We start from the raw sequence: 15,347 nt of genomic DNA on the forward strand, positions 1-15,347 counted from the left end.
CTTGGATGTTTTGAATGCAAACTTTACACACGTTGGTCATTGTTGTTCAGATTCTGTCTGCATTGGCAATTATTGCTCTGGTTTTGTTGCAGCACGGCAAAGGTGCTGACATGGGTGCCTCTTTTGGTTCGGGTGCTTCCGGTAGCCTGTTTGGTGCAACTGGTTCATCCAATTTCATGTCCAGAGCCACTGGCGTAGCTGCTGCAATATTTTTCGCGGCAACACTTGGTTTGGCAATATTTAGTACTACTGGTCGCAAACCTTCTGGTGGCGTGATGGAAGGTGTAACTGTCGTTCAGCCTGCTGCTAACGCTGCTACAAGTGCGCCAGCATCCGCCTCTGCAGCGGCTTCTGCTGCGACTGCAACATCTGCTCCAGCTTCCTCCGCTGGTCAAGCTGGTCAGATTCCAAAATAAATTGATCTTGCTCAGCAAAAAACATTGAATTGCTGCAATTGCGCGTTGAACAATGGGGCTATACATAGTAGAATGCTGGGCTTAGGCCGACGTGGTGAAATTGGTAGACACGCTATCTTGAGGGGGTAGTGGCGAAAGCTGTACGAGTTCGAGTCTCGTCGTCGGCACCAATAAAAATAGAGTCAGTTTTCTTTGCTGGCTCAGTCGAGGAAGCAGTTATTTCTTGTGCTTGGTTTTAGGAAATAGCTTGCTTCAATCTGGCATTCAATTACAGGTAGCCTAACGTGAACCTCGAAAATTATTTCCCAGTTCTTCTCTTTATTCTGGTTGGTATCGCTGTTGGTGTGGTGCCGCAAGTCTTGGGGCGTGTTCTTGCTCCCTATAAACCAGATTCACAAAAAAATTCTGCTTACGAATGCGGGTTTGAGGCCTTTGAAGATGCGCGCATGAAGTTTGACGTGCGCTACTATCTGGTGGCGATTTTGTTTATTTTGTTCGATCTGGAAACAGCATTCTTTTTCCCTTGGGGTGTTGCAATGCGTGACCTGGGTTGGACAGGTTTCCTGATAATGCTCGGCTTCGTGCTGGAATTCGCTGTTGGATTTTGGTACATCTGGAAAAAAGGCGCTCTTGATTGGGAGTGATGGATTATGTCAATTGTAGGTGTATTGAACGAAGGCTTTGTTACGACAACAGCCGATAAGCTGATTAACTGGACGCGTACCGGCTCCATGTGGCCCATGACTTTTGGTCTGGCCTGTTGTGCGGTTGAGATGATGCATGCTGGTGCATCTCGCTATGATCTCGATCGCTTTGGTGTGGTGTTTCGCCCATCTCCGCGTCAGTCTGATGTAATGATCGTTGCCGGCACGCTGTGCAATAAAATGGCGCCTGCTTTGCGTAAGGTATATGACCAGATGGCAGAGCCGCGCTGGGTTATTTCCATGGGTTCTTGCGCCAATGGTGGTGGTTACTACCATTATTCGTATTCTGTGGTTCGTGGCTGTGATCGTATTGTGCCAGTTGATATTTACGTGCCAGGTTGCCCGCCAACTGCAGAAGCACTGATGTACGGCATCATACAATTGCAAAACAAGATCAAACGTACCAATACCATTGCTCGTTAATCGTGCGATCGCTGGGGCAATAATAAATTATGACTACCAAACTGGAAAACCTTGAGGCAGCAGTAAAGAATGTCTTGGGTGAGCGTATTCTGGACTTGAAGAATGCGCTTGGTGAAATCACCATCGTGGTTTCTGCAACTGCTTATCTGGATGTGATGCGTTCTTTGCGTGATCATGTGGAGACCAGTTTTGAAGAATTGATCGACCTGTGTGGTGTTGATTATTCTACCTACGGAGATGGTTTGTGGGAGGGTGCGCGTTATGCTGCCGTTTCACATTTACTGTCGATTAAGCATAACTGGCGTTTGCGCGTACGTGTGTTTGCGCCGGATGATGAAATGCCAGTCGTGCCTTCGCTGATTGATATCTGGAATGCGGCCAACTGGTATGAGCGTGAAGCATTTGACCTGTTCGGTATCCTGTTCGATGGTCACAATGACTTGCGCCGTATTTTGACTGACTATGGTTTTATCGGCCATCCCTTCCGTAAAGACTTTCCAGTTTCCGGCTATGTTGAAATGCGCTATGACGCAGATCAAAAGCGCGTCGTTTACCAGCCTGTCACGATAGAACCACGCGAAAATGTGCCGCGTGTGATTCGTGAAGAAAATTACGGGATGAAATAATGGCTGAGATTAAGAATTACACGCTGAACTTTGGTCCTCAGCATCCTGCTGCGCACGGTGTGTTGCGCCTGGTGCTGGAGCTTGACGGTGAAGTGATACAACGTGCCGATCCGCACATTGGTCTCTTGCATCGTGCGACTGAAAAGCTGGCAGAGCAAAAAACTTTCCTGCAATCCGTGCCTTACATGGATAGGCTGGATTATGTATCGATGATGGCCAATGAGCATGCCTATGTCATGGCCATAGAAAAGATGCTAGGTCTGGAAGTGCCATTGCGCGCTCAGTACATCCGCGTCATGTTTGATGAAATCACGCGTCTGCTGAATCACTTGCTATGGATAGGCGCGCATGCGCTGGACGTGGGGGCGATGGCGGTATTCCTGTACGCTTTCCGTGAGCGTGAAGACCTGATGGATTGCTATGAAGCAGTATCAGGCGCGCGTTTGCATGCGGCTTACTATCGTCCGGGCGGTGTCTATCGTGACTTGCCGGATCAAATGCCGCAATTTACGACATCGGCTTTGAAGAATGAAAAAGCGATGAAGTTGCTGAATGAAAACCGCCAGGGTTCCCTGCTGGATTTCATTGAAGACTTCACCAACCGTTTTCCGAAATATGTCGACGAATACGAAACACTGTTGACCGACAACCGTATCTGGAAACAGCGTCTGGTTGGTATAGGTGTGGTGTCGCCTGAGCGCGCCATGGCCATGGGCTTTAGTGGTCCCATGTTGCGTGGTTCCGGTATAGAGTGGGATTTGCGCAAGAAGCAGCCATATGAAGTGTATGACTTGCTGGATTTTGATATTCCGGTTGGCGTCAATGGCGATAGTTATGATCGTTATCTGGTGCGCGTGGAAGAAATGCGCCAGTCAAACCGTATCATCAAGCAATGCGTTGAATGGCTGAGAAATAACCAGGGTCCGGTGATTACTGATAACCACAAGGTTGCGCCGCCACATCGCGTAAACATGAAGTCGAATATGGAAGAACTCATCCATCACTTCAAACTGTTCACCGAAGGTTTTCATGTTCCTGCTGGCGAAGCGTATGCCGCAGTTGAGCATCCTAAAGGCGAGTTTGGTATCTATTTGATGTCCGATGGTGCTAACAAGCCTTATCGTCTGAAAATCCGTGCGCCAGGTTTTGCGCATTTGCAGGGTTTGGATGAGATGGCAAAAGGTCACATGATTGCTGATGCGGTAACGATCATTGGTACTCAGGATATTGTGTTTGGTGAGATTGACAGATAAAGCGGCGTCCTGAGGGCGTCGAATCGAGGCATTAGCTATGGTGTTATCAGAGCAGGCATTTAAAAAAATTGATCGTGAACTTGCAAAGTTCCCGGCTGACCAGCGCCAGTCCGCTGTGATGGCCGCATTGGCTATTGCCCAGGACGAAACTGGCTGGGTGTCTCCAGAAGTCATGCAGACCCTGGCTGACTACATCGGCATGCCGGCGGTAGCAGTGCAGGAAGTCGCGACTTTCTACAATATGTACAACACCAAACCGGTGGGCAAGTTCAAGATTTCGGTCTGTACCAATCTGCCTTGCGCCTTGTCTGGTGGTGAACGTGCTGCACATCACCTGAAGCAAAAACTCGGTATTGATTACAGGGAAACCACGGCCGATGGCCAGTTCACCCTGGTTGAGGGAGAGTGCATGGGTGCCTGCGGTGATGCGCCTGTGATGCTGGTCAATAACAAGCGTATGTGCAGCTTCATGTCGAATGAAAAAATTGACGGTCTGGTCAATGAATTGAAAGAGGTTAAATAATGACGAGTCTGCATAATCGCCATATTAAGCCTTTGATATTGGCTGGGCTGGATGGTAAAAACTGGCATCTGCAAGATTACGTAGCACGTGGTGGCTATGAATCTTTGAAGCGTATACTCAATGAAAAAATCCCTCCTGAGCAAGTGATTGCTGAGTTGAAGGCATCTTCATTGCGTGGCCGCGGTGGTGCGGGTTTTCCTACTGGTTTGAAGTGGAGCTTCATGCCGCGTCAATTTCCTGGTCAAAAATATCTGGTCTGCAATACAGATGAGGGCGAGCCTGGTACATTCAAGGACCGTGACATCATTCGTTATAACCCGCACGCTCTGATTGAAGGGATGGCTATAGGTGCTTACGCCATGGGTATCACGGTGGGTTACAACTACATTCACGGCGAAATTTTTGCCGACTATGACCGTTTCGAAGAAGCGCTGGAAGAAGCACGTGCCGCCAATATGCTGGGCGACAAGATTGCCGGTTCTGAATTCAACTTTCAGTTGCATGCTTTCCATGGCTTCGGTGCCTATATCTGCGGCGAAGAAACAGCCTTGTTGGAATCGCTGGAAGGCAAGAAAGGGCAGCCACGCTTCAAGCCGCCTTTCCCTGCAAGCTTTGGTTTGTATGGTAAGCCAACCACGATCAATAACACTGAGACTTTTGCAGCTGTGCCTTTTGTGTTTGCCATGGGCGGTGAAAAATACGCTGCACTGGGCAAGCCAAATAATGGCGGCACCAAGATTTTTTCCATGTCTGGCGACGTCGCAAAGCCAGGTAATTATGAGGTGCCTATGGGCACACCGTTTGCCACCTTACTGGAACTGGCTGGCGGCATGCGTGACGGTAAAAAAATCAAGGCAGTTATTCCTGGTGGCTCATCCATGCCGGTATTGACTGGTGAAGTCATGATGGCGACTGACATGGACTATGACTCCATCGCCAAGGCTGGGTCCATGCTGGGTTCTGGTGCCGTCATCGTCATGGATGAAACACGCTGCATGGTGAAATCACTGTTGCGCCTGTCTTATTTCTATTTTGAAGAATCTTGTGGTCAGTGCACACCTTGCCGTGAAGGAACCGGCTGGTTGTATCGCATGGTACACAGGATAGAACATGGTCATGGCCGTCCGGACGATTTGGATATGCTGAACTCCATCGCTGACAATATTCAGGGCAAAACGATTTGCGCTCTGGGCGATGCAGCTGCGATGCCTGTACGCGCAATGATCAAGAATTTCCGCGAAGAATTTGAATATCACATCGAGCATAAGCATTGCTTGGTGCCCACTTACATGTAAGCCAGCTTCGGTTAGCACACTTAGAGTAGACCATGGTTGAAATCGAAATAGACGGCAAAAAAGTCGAAGTCCAAGAGGGCAGTATGGTGATGGACGCTGCCAATAAACTTGGCACCTACATCCCGCACTTTTGCTATCACAAAAAATTATCTATTGCGGCCAACTGCCGCATGTGTCTGGTCGAGGTTGAAAAAGCACCGAAGCCTTTGCCTGCGTGCGCCACGCCTGTGACAGCGGGCATGATCGTCCGTTCTTCCAGCGACAAGGCAGTAAAAGCACAAAAAGCAGTGATGGAATTTTTGCTCATCAATCACCCACTGGATTGTCCTATCTGCGATCAAGGCGGTGAATGCCAGTTGCAGGATCTGGCTGTTGGTTATGGTGGCACTGCATCCCGTTACGAAGAAGAAAAACGCGTGGTATTCCACAAGGACGTAGGTCCACTGGTATCCATGGAAGAAATGAGCCGTTGCATACACTGCACGCGTTGCGTACGTTTCGGCCAGGAAATCGCTGGTGTCATGGAGTTGGGCATGCTCAACCGTGGCGAACATTCTGAAATTACTTCCTTCGTCGGCAAAACGGTTGATTCTGAACTGTCAGGCAATATGATCGATCTGTGTCCAGTAGGCGCGCTGACATCCAAGCCTTTCCGTTATTCTGCCCGTACCTGGGAATTGTCACGTCGTAAATCGGTCAGCGCCCATGATGGCCTGGGTTCCAACCTGATTGTTCAGGTCAAGAACAACAAGGTCATGCGCGTGGTGCCTCTGGAAAATGAAGAAATCAATGAATGCTGGATTTCTGATAAAGACCGTTTCTCTTATGAAGCACTGAATAGTACCGAACGCCTGACCAAGCCCATGATCAAGCAAGGCGGTCAATGGCAGGAAACTGACTGGCAAACAGCGCTCGAATACGTTGCGCATGGTTTGCGTAACGTCAAGCATGAGCATGGTGCTGATGCTATCGCCGCTGTTGCTGCACCTAGCTCGACTCTGGAAGAACTGGCGTTGTTGCAACGCGTAGTACGTGGTCTGGGTTCGGACAATGTTGATTTCCGTCTGCGCCAGTCTGACTTTACTTTGAATTCTTCTGTCAAGCCTTGGCTGGGCACCAGCATCGCCAGGTTTGGTCAGTTGAAAAATGTTTTCGTGATTGGTTCTTTCCTGCGTAAAGACCATCCTTTGCTGGCAGCGCGTCTGCGTCAATCCGTAAAAATGGGGGCCAAGCTCAGCATCCTGAACGCAACGAATGATGAATTGCTGATCAAACTGGCAAACAATGCAGTCGTCGCACCATCGCTATGGACAGCCTTCCTGGCAGAGGTTGCGGTTGCTATCGCAGCTAAAAAAGAAATCGCCAAACCTGCTGGTTTTGAAGCAGTACAGGTATCTGCCAAAGCAGAAGCAATTGCGGCTAGCCTGTTGGTTGGCAAATCGGGTGTTTTCCTCGGTAACACAGCGTCTTACCATCCAGAAGCATCGCAATTGCACGCCTTGGCACAATGGATAGCTGAAAACACAGGTAGTGATTTCGGTTATTTGACAGAAGCAGCAAACACAGTTGGCGGCTACCTGGCAAATGCCATTCCTGCTAATAATGCCAAGCCAGTATTCACGGAAGCCAAAAAAGCCTACATCGTTTTGCACGCCGAGCCTTTGCTTGACAGCGCGCATCCGGTACAAGCCAAAGCAGCATTGGATAATGCTGAAATGGTCGTCGTCATGTCACCATTCAAGCATGGTGCAGAATATGCAGATGTCCTGCTGCCAGTTTCTCCTTACACAGAGACATCTGGTACTTTTGTGAACTGCGAAGGCCGCGCACAAAGCTTCCATGGTGTGGTCAAGCCTCTGGGCGATACCCGTCCGGCATGGAAAGTCTTGCGTGTACTCGGCAATTTGCTGGGCCTGGAAAACTTTGATTTTGAAACAGCAGAAGCGGTGCGTGCAACAGTATTGACGCAAGCTGACCTGACGACGCAATTGAATAACCTGGCCAAACTGGCTCCAGTGGTTTCTACCAATGCTGCTGCAGGCATGGAGCGTATTGCGGATGTTGGCATTTACAGCACAGATGCGATCGTACGCCGTGCAGAGTCTCTGCAACTGACAGCCGATGCCCGCGCACCGCAAGCATGGATCAGCTCCGCTGATGCCAGCAAACTCGGTATCGCCGAAGGTGACATGGTCAGACTGAGCAAGACAGGTTCTACCCTGATCCCTGTTGGAATCGATAAATCCTTGCCTGATAATGTAGTCAGGATTGCTGCAGGCCATAGCCTGACAAGTAATCTGGACGGCATGTTCGGTGCCATCAAACTGGAGCGTGCATAATGAATTTGCTGCTCTCTATCCAAGAATTGGGTCAGCACTACCTTGGCGCCTTGTGGTTGCCATTGTGGACACTGATCAAGATCGTTTGCATTACTTTGCCAGTAATGGGTTGCGTAGCCTACCTGACCTTGTGGGAACGCAAGATGATAGGCTGGATGCACATTCGTCTTGGCCCGAATCGTGTAGGTCCTGCAGGTTTGCTGCAACCTATCGCCGATGCGTTGAAATTGCTGCTTAAAGAAATCATCATCCCGGCCAAGGCAAATAAAGTCTTGTTCGTGCTGGCGCCTATCATGACCATCATGCCTGCGCTGGCAGCTTGGTCAGTGATTCCTTTCGGCCCTGAAACTGTATTGGCAAACGTGAATGCCGGATTGCTGCTGATCATGGCGATCACTTCGATGGAAGTCTACGGCATCATCATCGCCGGTTGGGCATCCAACTCCAAGTATGCTTTCCTTGGTGCCATGCGTGCATCTGCACAGATGGTGTCGTATGAAATCGCCATGGGCTTCGTACTGGTCATCGTACTGATGGTATCTGGCAGTCTGAACATGACTGATATCGTCAATGCGCAAACTACAGGCTTTGCTGCCAGCCATGGTTTCAACCTGTTCTCCTGGAACTGGTTGCCATTGTTGCCTATGTTCGTGGTGTATGTGATTTCTGGTATTGCTGAAACCAACCGTCATCCGTTTGACGTAGTTGAGGGTGAATCCGAGATCGTTGCCGGTCACATGGTTGAATACTCTGGTATGTCTTTCGCCATGTTCTTCCTGGCTGAATATGCCAACATGATTTTGATCTCTGCCATGGCATCCCTGATGTTCCTCGGCGGCTGGTCTGCACCGTTCAGCTTCCTGGATTTTATTCCTGGCTGGATCTGGCTTGGCATCAAGACTTTTGTTGTGGTTTCCATGTTTATCTGGGCGCGCGCATCCTTCCCACGCTATCGATATGATCAGATCATGCGCTTGGGCTGGAAGGTATTTATCCCGATGACTCTGGTATATCTGGTTATCGTCGCAGCATGGATACAATCTCCATGGAATATTTGGAAGTAAGAGGCTAAAAAAATGGAAGCAATCAAGGATTTTTTTGGCAGCCTGATGCTGCGTGAACTGATCAAGGGCCTGGCCCTGACAGGCCGCTATATGTTCGCCCGCAAGATTACGGTGCAATTTCCTGAGGAAAAAACACCGCAGTCACCACGTTTCCGTGGTCTTCACGCCCTGCGTCGCTACCCGAATGGGGAAGAACGCTGCATCGCCTGTAAATTGTGTGAAGCAGTGTGCCCGGCAATGGCGATTACGATCGAATCTGATCAGCGTGCTGACGGTACTCGTCGTACTACCCGTTATGACATTGACCTGACCAAGTGCATCTTCTGCGGTTTCTGCGAAGAGTCTTGCCCGGTTGATTCCATCGTGGAAACCCATGTACTGGAATATCACGGTGAAAAACGCGGCGATCTGTATTTCACCAAAGAGATGTTGCTGGCTGTAGGTGATCGTTACGAGACACAAATTGCAGCAGCACGTGCCGCTGATGCCACATACCGCTAACTGGATCTGGTTCGATATGGAATTTACTACCGTTTTATTTTATGTTTTCTCGGCGATCATGATAGTCGCTGCGATCCAGGTCATTTCTGCACGTAATCCTGTGCATGCAGCCTTGTTCCTGGTCCTGACCTTTTTCAATGCCGCTGGTATCTGGATGTTGCTGAAGGCCGAATTCCTGGCCATCGTCCTGGTGCTGGTATATGTCGGCGCAGTCATGGTGCTGTTCCTGTTTGTGGTGATGATGCTGGATATTAATCTCGACAAACTCAGGGAGGGGTTCTGGAGCCATTTTCCACTGGCAGCCGTTGTTGGCGGCGTGATCGTGCTTGAAATGGCTGCAGTGTTGTGGCGCGGTTTCCTGCGTCCAGACAATCATGTTCCAGCTGCAGCTGACAAGATAGGTGATACCAAGTATCTGGGTATAGAGATTTTCACGAATTATCAATTGGCTTTTGAAGTCGCTGCAGCCATTTTGTTGCTGGCTATCATTGCCGCGGTTGCATTGACTTTGCGTCGTCGCAAAGACAGCAAGTATTTTGATCCGGCAGCGGCAGTTAAAGTGAAAGCCAAGGACCGTATCCGCATCGTCAGCATGAAAGCTGAATCTGAGCGCGCTGAGAATAATGCAACTGCTGCGGCAGCAACTGTAAAGCAGGAGGAGGCTTAAATGGCTTTGACTTTGAGTTTAACGCACTACCTGATTTTGGGCGCAATCCTGTTTGCGATTTCCATCGTCGGTATTTTCCTCAATCGTAAAAACATCATCGTCTTGCTGATGGCGATTGAATTGATGTTGCTGGCTGTGAATATCAATTTCATCGCGTTCTCCCATTACCTGGGTGATGCGGCAGGGCAGGTATTTGTATTCTTTATCCTTACCGTTGCTGCTGCTGAGTCAGCAATAGGTCTGGCGATACTGGTGGTCTTGTTCCGTAATCTGGACACTATCAATGTCGAAGATCTGGATGCATTAAAAGGTTAATAAGGTTAATGGTGCGGAATGTCGTGATTCACGACAATCCGGTATACGCTGGCGATTTAGAAAAGTAATAAAGCTAACAAAGGGTCATCATGGCGGGGCAACTTAACCCACAATTATTATTGGCAGTACCACTGGCGCCCCTGGTAGGGTCTGCTATTGCAGGCTTGCTAGGAACGAAGTTTTTCGGCAATGTGGTTGGCCGTAAGGTCTCGCATACAGTGACCATACTTGGTGTGCTGATTGCATTGATCATTTCTTGTATGACCTTGTCTGCCTTGATGGGTGGCGCTGAGACTTATAACGCGACCTTATATCAATGGATGAAGGTTGGTAACATGAAGCTGGAAGTCGGCTTCATGGTCGATAATCTGACGGCAATGATGATGTGCGTCGTGACCTTTGTGTCGCTGATGGTGCATATTTACACCATAGGCTATATGGCAGAAGACGAGGGCTATAACCGTTTCTTCTCGTATATCTCCTTGTTCACCTTCGCCATGCTGATGCTGGTCATGAGCAACAACTTCCTGCAATTGTTCTTTGGCTGGGAAGCTGTGGGTCTGGTTTCTTATTTGCTCATCGGTTTCTGGTACACCAAACCGACGGCTATTTACGCCAACATGAAGGCCTTCCTGGTCAACCGTGTCGGTGACTTTGGTTTCATTCTCGGGATCGGCTTGCTGGTAGCGAATACCGGCTCCATGAATTATGTCGAAGTGTTTGCCAAGAAAAATGAATTGGCAACCATGTTGTTGCCGCATACCGACTGGATGTTGATTACAGTTGCCTGTATCTGTCTGTTTATCGGTGCCATGGGTAAATCAGCACAATTCCCTTTGCATGTCTGGCTGCCAGATTCGATGGAAGGCCCAACCCCGATTTCTGCACTGATCCACGCGGCGACCATGGTTACTGCGGGTATCTTCATGGTAGCGCGCATGTCGCCATTGTTTGAGTTGTCTGACACGGCTTTGTCTTTCATCCTGGTCATTGGTGCGATTACTGCGCTGTTCATGGGTTTCATGGGCATTATTCAGAACGATATCAAACGTGTGGTAGCGTACTCCACACTGTCGCAACTGGGTTACATGACAGTGGCACTGGGTGCTTCTGCCTACTCGGTGGCGGTATTCCATCTGATGACACATGCTTTCTTTAAAGCGCTGTTGTTCCTTGGTGCCGGTTCAGTGATTATCGGTATGCACCATGATCAGGACATCCGTAACATGGGTGGCTTGTGGAAGTACATGCGTATCACCTGGCTGACTTCCCTGATTGGTTCCCTTGCATTGATAGGCACACCTTTCCTGTCCGGTTTCTATTCCAAGGACAGTATTATCGAAGCAGTGCAGCTCAGCAATTTGCCTGGGGCAGGTTTTGCTCAGTTTGCTGTACTTGCGGGCGTGTTTGTCACGGCTTTCTATTCCTTCCGCATGTATTTCCTGGTCTTCCATGGAAAGGAAAATTTTGGCAAGGCACATGCACATTATGATCACCATGCTGCTGATGACCATCATGACGATCATCACCATGGTCTGGCTCCTGGTCAAAAGCCGCATGAGTCTCCGATGGTAGTTTGGTTGCCTTTGGTTTTGTTGGCGATTCCTTCGCTAGTTATTGGTGCGATTGCTATCAAACCTATGTTGTACGGCAGCTTTTTCGATGGAGTTATTTTTGTCAATGATGCACATCACGCCATGAAAGTGCTCAAGGAAGAGTTCCACGGTGCTGGCGCCATGGGCTTGCACTCATTCACGACTGCGCCATTCTGGCTGGCGGTTGCGGGTGTTGTGACTGCCTATGTGTTCTACATGGTCAAACCAGGTATTCCTGCAGCCATCAAGAAAGCCGTTAGCCCTCTGTACACCTTACTTGAAAATAAATACTACCTGGATCGTTTTAATGAGATCGTATTTGCAGGTGGTGCACGCATGCTCGGCGGTGGTTTGTGGAACATCGGTGACAAAGGTCTCATTGATGGCCTGCTTGTTAACGGCAGCGCGAAATTGGTTGGCTGGGTCTCAAGATTGATACGTCATTTGCAGAGTGGTTATATCTATCACTATGCATTTGTGATGATACTCGGCGTAATGGGTTTCCTGGCTTACACAGTGCTGTTTCCCTTTGCTAAATAAGTGACCACGGCTATAAAAAGATAATTATTATGCAGTCAACTTCTACTCTACTTAGCCTCGCGATCTGGTTGCCGATTGTTTTCGGTATCTTCATACTGGCCTTTGGTCGCGATGATAATCCCGCTTTGGTCCGCGGTGTTGCCCTTATCGGCTCCATCTGCAGCTTCATTGTGACGCTGCCATTGATTAAACTTTTTGACAATGCAGCTCATGGCATGCAGTTTGTTGAAAAACACGCCTGGATAGAGCGCTTCAATGTGTTTTATTCACTGGGTATCGACGGTATCTCTTTGTGGCTCGTGCCTTTGACTGCCTTTATCACTGTGATCGTGGTAATAGCCGCCTGGGAAGTCATAGAAAAGCAAGTTTCCCAGTACATGGGTGCTTTCCTGATTTTATCCGGTTTGATGATAGGCGTGTTCTGCGCAACTGATGGCATGTTGTTCTATGTCTTCTTCGAAGCCACGCTGATCCCCATGTACATCATCGTTGGTGTCTGGGGTGGACCGAATCGCGTCTATGCTGCATTCAAGTTTTTCCTGTACACCTTGATGGGTTCCTTGCTGACGCTGATTGCCATCATTTATCTGTACCTGAAAGCCGGTCATTCCTTTGATATCTTGGTATGGCACAAATTGCCTTTGCCTTTGACTACCCAGATCATGATTTTCTGCGCCTTCCTGATGGCGTTCGCAGTTAAGGTTCCAATGTGGCCGGTGCATACCTGGTTGCCAGATGCTCACGTTGAAGCGCCTACTGGTGGTTCAGTTGTACTGGCCGCTATCATGCTGAAACTGGGTGCCTATGGCTTCCTGCGTTTCTCGCTGCCAATTGCGCCTGACGCCAGCCATTACATGGCGGGCTTCATGATCACGCTGTCGCTGATTGCTGTGATTTATATCGGTCTGGTGGCACTGGTGCAAAAAGACATGAAAAAGCTGGTGGCATATTCTTCGATTGCCCACATGGGCTTCGTGACGCTGGGTTTCTTCATGTTCAACGACATGTCGGTGCAGGGCGCTATCGTACAAATGATTTCTCACGGTTTTATCTCTGGCGCGATGTTCCTGTGTATCGGTGTCTTGTATGACCGCGTACACTCCCGTGAAATTGCTGACTACGGCGGTGTGGTTCATACCATGCCCAAGTTTGCCGCCTTGTTCGTGCTGTTCTCCATGGCTAACTGCGGCTTGCCGGCAACATCCGGTTTCGTTGGTGAGTTCATGGTGATACTGGGTGCAGTACAGTTCAATTTTTGGATAGGCATGCTGGCAGCGACAGCCCTGATATTTGGCGCAGCCTACTCCTTGTGGATGGTCAAGCGTGTAGTGTTCGGTAATATCACGAATGAACATGTGGCCCATCTGAGCGACCTGAATAAACGTGAATTCTTTATGCTGGGTGTGTTGGCGATTGCGGTGCTGGTGATGGGTTTGTATCCGGCTCCATTTACAGATGCAATGCAGGTCTCGGTAGCTGATCTGTTAAAACATGTGGCAGTCCCTAAGCTGACACCTTGACCGGGAATTTGGATACGCAAGCCACGACAGTCTGTTTCAGGCCGTTGTGGCAGCAGATCAATGCTAGTAAAAAATGAATAATATGAACCTGATACCACTTTTTCCTGAAATCTTTTTGCTGCTGGCCATTTGTGCCATCTTGCTTATAGATATGTTTTTGCCAGACAGCAAACGCAATGTGACTTATGCACTCAGCATAATTGCAGTGACGATCTGTGGTGTCTTGACTGTGGCATTCGCTGATACGGTGAAGTCGGAATACGTCAGTAATAATATGTTTGTTTCTGACCCAATGTCAGTGCTGTTGAAATTGTTTTCTTATATCGCCGTCGGCGTTACCCTGATTTATTCGCGTCAATACGTCAGTGACCGCGCCATGACGAATACGCATCTGGGTGGCGAATACTATGTATTGGCTCTGTTTGCCTTGCTCGGCCAGATGGTGATGATTTCCGGTAATAACTTCTTGGTGATTTACCTGGGTCTGGAATTGATGTCCCTTTCTCTGTATGCACTGGTTGCCTTGCGTCGTAATCACACAGTGTCTACTGAAGCAGCAATGAAGTACTTCATTCTCGGTGCACTGGCTTCTGGTTTCATGTTGTATGGCATCTCCATGTTGTACGGTGCTACTGGTTCGTTGCAATTGAGTGAAGTGGTGAAGGTAACTGCCACTGCGACTGCTAACAAAACCATTCTGGTATTCGGTATTGTTTTCCTGGTTGCTGGTCTGGCCTTTAAACTGGGAGTTGTGCCTTTTCATATGTGGGTACCCGACGTTTATCATGGCGCACCTACAGCAGTCACTTTGCTATTGGGCGGCGCCCCCAAGCTTGCCGCATTTGCTATCACTTTCCGTTTGCTGGTCGAAGGCTTGTTTCCGCTGGCTGTTGATTGGCAGCAAATGCTGGTCGTGCTGGCTGTCTTGTCGATGGCGATAGGTAACCTGACCGCGATTGCACAAACCAATCTCAAGCGTATGCTGGCTTACTCCACTATTTCGCAAATGGGTTTCATGTTGCTGGGCCTCTTGTCTGGTGTGGCAAATGGCGATTCTTCGCTGGCAGTTGATGCTTACAGCTCATCCATGTTCTATAGCATCACTTATGTATTGACGACGCTGGGCACTTTTGGCGTCATTATGTTGTTGGCACGCTCAGGCTTTGAAGCAGAGAACCTCGAAGATTTGAAGGGCTTGAACAAGCGCAGCCCCTGGTTCGCATTTGTCATGTTGTTGTTGATGTTCTCCCTGGCTGGTATCCCGCCAATGATGGGTTTCTACGCCAAGCTGTCAGTCCTGGAAGCAGTTTTGTCCACTGGTAAATTGTGGCTGGCTATAGTTGCCGTATTGTTCTCCCTGATTGGTACGTTCTATTACCTGCGCGTCGTCAAACTGATGTACTTTGATGAGCCGCTGGACCATAGCCCTATCGTCGCCAGCCCTGACATGCGTATGGTCTTGAGCGTGAATGGCTTGCTCGTCCTGGTCTTGGGTATCATGCCTGGGTCTTTGATGACAGCCTGCGTGAATGCCATCTCAAATACTCTTAAATACTGATACGGCTA

15 protein-coding genes and 1 tRNA gene are annotated in these 15,347 nt (G+C 49.0%); all 16 read left to right on the forward strand.

Features of this window, described 5'->3' with window-relative positions:
- The first annotated feature begins 14 nt into the window (after positions 1 to 14).
- The 16 genes from secG to nuoN all read left to right on the forward strand — a co-directional run bounded on the left by secG (position 15) and on the right by nuoN (position 15,339).
- Complete coding sequence (gene secG, locus Q8K39_RS19330) at positions 15 to 416, forward strand: preprotein translocase subunit SecG (protein ID WP_305262749.1); 402 nt, start codon at positions 15 to 17, stop codon at positions 414 to 416.
- 85 nt (positions 417 to 501) lie between these two features.
- Positions 502 to 586, forward strand: a tRNA-Leu gene (locus tag Q8K39_RS19335).
- A 114-nt stretch (positions 587 to 700) separates the two neighbouring features.
- On the forward strand, positions 701 to 1,060 hold the full coding sequence (locus tag Q8K39_RS19340) for an NADH-quinone oxidoreductase subunit A (RefSeq protein ID WP_186951822.1): 360 nt from the start codon (positions 701 to 703) through the stop codon (positions 1,058 to 1,060).
- Between the two features lie 6 nt (positions 1,061 to 1,066).
- Entirely contained in the window at positions 1,067 to 1,543 is a 477-nt protein-coding gene (locus Q8K39_RS19345; protein WP_305262752.1) for an NADH-quinone oxidoreductase subunit B family protein, read from the forward strand.
- A gap of 29 nt (positions 1,544 to 1,572) precedes the next feature.
- Complete coding sequence (locus Q8K39_RS19350; RefSeq protein ID WP_305262754.1) at positions 1,573 to 2,169, forward strand: NADH-quinone oxidoreductase subunit C; 597 nt, start codon at positions 1,573 to 1,575, stop codon at positions 2,167 to 2,169.
- Positions 2,169 to 3,422 (forward strand): NADH-quinone oxidoreductase subunit D, encoded by a 1,254-nt coding sequence (locus tag Q8K39_RS19355; RefSeq protein ID WP_110253968.1) that lies wholly within the window; start codon positions 2,169 to 2,171, stop codon positions 3,420 to 3,422. Before Q8K39_RS19350 ends, Q8K39_RS19355 begins: the two co-directional genes overlap by 1 nt.
- Before the next feature lie 37 nt (positions 3,423 to 3,459).
- Positions 3,460 to 3,945 (forward strand): NADH-quinone oxidoreductase subunit NuoE, encoded by a 486-nt coding sequence (gene nuoE / locus Q8K39_RS19360; RefSeq protein WP_162041813.1) that lies wholly within the window; start codon positions 3,460 to 3,462, stop codon positions 3,943 to 3,945.
- Positions 3,945 to 5,240: an NADH-quinone oxidoreductase subunit NuoF gene (gene nuoF, locus Q8K39_RS19365; protein WP_305262758.1), complete on the forward strand. Its 1,296-nt coding sequence runs from the start codon at positions 3,945 to 3,947 to the stop codon at positions 5,238 to 5,240. Before nuoE ends, nuoF begins: the two co-directional genes overlap by 1 nt.
- A 32-nt stretch (positions 5,241 to 5,272) precedes the next feature.
- A complete protein-coding gene (gene nuoG / locus Q8K39_RS19370) occupies positions 5,273 to 7,579 on the forward strand; it encodes an NADH-quinone oxidoreductase subunit NuoG (RefSeq protein WP_305262759.1) in 2,307 nt (768 codons plus the stop codon).
- Positions 7,579 to 8,643: an NADH-quinone oxidoreductase subunit NuoH gene (gene nuoH / locus Q8K39_RS19375; protein WP_186951818.1), complete on the forward strand. Its 1,065-nt coding sequence runs from the start codon at positions 7,579 to 7,581 to the stop codon at positions 8,641 to 8,643. Before nuoG ends, nuoH begins: the two co-directional genes overlap by 1 nt.
- Positions 8,644 to 8,655: 12 nt before the next feature.
- Complete coding sequence (gene nuoI / locus Q8K39_RS19380) at positions 8,656 to 9,144, forward strand: NADH-quinone oxidoreductase subunit NuoI (RefSeq protein ID WP_186951817.1); 489 nt, start codon at positions 8,656 to 8,658, stop codon at positions 9,142 to 9,144.
- A 16-nt stretch (positions 9,145 to 9,160) separates the two neighbouring features.
- Positions 9,161 to 9,811 carry an NADH-quinone oxidoreductase subunit J gene (locus Q8K39_RS19385; protein ID WP_305262808.1) on the forward strand — a complete coding sequence of 217 codons (651 nt, stop codon included), beginning with the start codon at positions 9,161 to 9,163 and terminating at the stop codon, positions 9,809 to 9,811.
- The gene (gene nuoK / locus Q8K39_RS19390) at positions 9,812 to 10,126 is read left to right on the forward strand and encodes an NADH-quinone oxidoreductase subunit NuoK (RefSeq protein WP_162041807.1); all 315 of its coding nucleotides are present in this window, start codon (positions 9,812 to 9,814) and stop codon (positions 10,124 to 10,126) included. It begins immediately after the preceding gene.
- Between the two features lie 89 nt (positions 10,127 to 10,215).
- Positions 10,216 to 12,261 (forward strand): NADH-quinone oxidoreductase subunit L, encoded by a 2,046-nt coding sequence (nuoL, locus tag Q8K39_RS19395; RefSeq protein WP_305262763.1) that lies wholly within the window; start codon positions 10,216 to 10,218, stop codon positions 12,259 to 12,261.
- 26 nt (positions 12,262 to 12,287) lie between these two features.
- Positions 12,288 to 13,781, forward strand: coding sequence for an NADH-quinone oxidoreductase subunit M (locus Q8K39_RS19400; protein ID WP_305262809.1), 1,494 nt, complete (start codon positions 12,288 to 12,290; stop codon positions 13,779 to 13,781).
- A gap of 73 nt (positions 13,782 to 13,854) precedes the next feature.
- Positions 13,855 to 15,339 (forward strand): NADH-quinone oxidoreductase subunit NuoN, encoded by a 1,485-nt coding sequence (gene nuoN / locus Q8K39_RS19405; RefSeq protein ID WP_305262765.1) that lies wholly within the window; start codon positions 13,855 to 13,857, stop codon positions 15,337 to 15,339.
- Positions 15,340 to 15,347: the final 8 nt, after the last annotated feature.

The organism is Undibacterium sp., from assembly GCF_030683615.1.
GTDB lineage: Bacteria > Pseudomonadota > Gammaproteobacteria > Burkholderiales > Burkholderiaceae_D > Undibacterium > Undibacterium umbellatum.

What these genes read in the sequence shown, in the direction of transcription:
- secG (WP_305262749.1), top strand. Translation starts at nt 15, where the DNA reads ATGCAAACTTTACACACGTTGGTCATTGTTGTTCAGATTCTGTCTGCA.
- Q8K39_RS19345 (WP_305262752.1), top strand. Translation starts at nt 1,067, where the DNA reads ATGTCAATTGTAGGTGTATTGAACGAAGGCTTTGTTACGACAACAGCC.
- Q8K39_RS19350 (WP_305262754.1), top strand. Translation starts at nt 1,573, where the DNA reads ATGACTACCAAACTGGAAAACCTTGAGGCAGCAGTAAAGAATGTCTTG.
- Q8K39_RS19355 (WP_110253968.1), top strand. Translation starts at nt 2,169, where the DNA reads ATGGCTGAGATTAAGAATTACACGCTGAACTTTGGTCCTCAGCATCCT.
- nuoE (WP_162041813.1), top strand. Translation starts at nt 3,460, where the DNA reads ATGGTGTTATCAGAGCAGGCATTTAAAAAAATTGATCGTGAACTTGCA.
- nuoF (WP_305262758.1), top strand. Translation starts at nt 3,945, where the DNA reads ATGACGAGTCTGCATAATCGCCATATTAAGCCTTTGATATTGGCTGGG.
- nuoG (WP_305262759.1), top strand. Translation starts at nt 5,273, where the DNA reads ATGGTTGAAATCGAAATAGACGGCAAAAAAGTCGAAGTCCAAGAGGGC.
- nuoH (WP_186951818.1), top strand. Translation starts at nt 7,579, where the DNA reads ATGAATTTGCTGCTCTCTATCCAAGAATTGGGTCAGCACTACCTTGGC.
- nuoI (WP_186951817.1), top strand. Translation starts at nt 8,656, where the DNA reads ATGGAAGCAATCAAGGATTTTTTTGGCAGCCTGATGCTGCGTGAACTG.
- Q8K39_RS19385 (WP_305262808.1), top strand. Translation starts at nt 9,161, where the DNA reads ATGGAATTTACTACCGTTTTATTTTATGTTTTCTCGGCGATCATGATA.
- nuoK (WP_162041807.1), top strand. Translation starts at nt 9,812, where the DNA reads ATGGCTTTGACTTTGAGTTTAACGCACTACCTGATTTTGGGCGCAATC.
- nuoL (WP_305262763.1), top strand. Translation starts at nt 10,216, where the DNA reads ATGGCGGGGCAACTTAACCCACAATTATTATTGGCAGTACCACTGGCG.
- nuoN (WP_305262765.1), top strand. Translation starts at nt 13,855, where the DNA reads ATGAATAATATGAACCTGATACCACTTTTTCCTGAAATCTTTTTGCTG.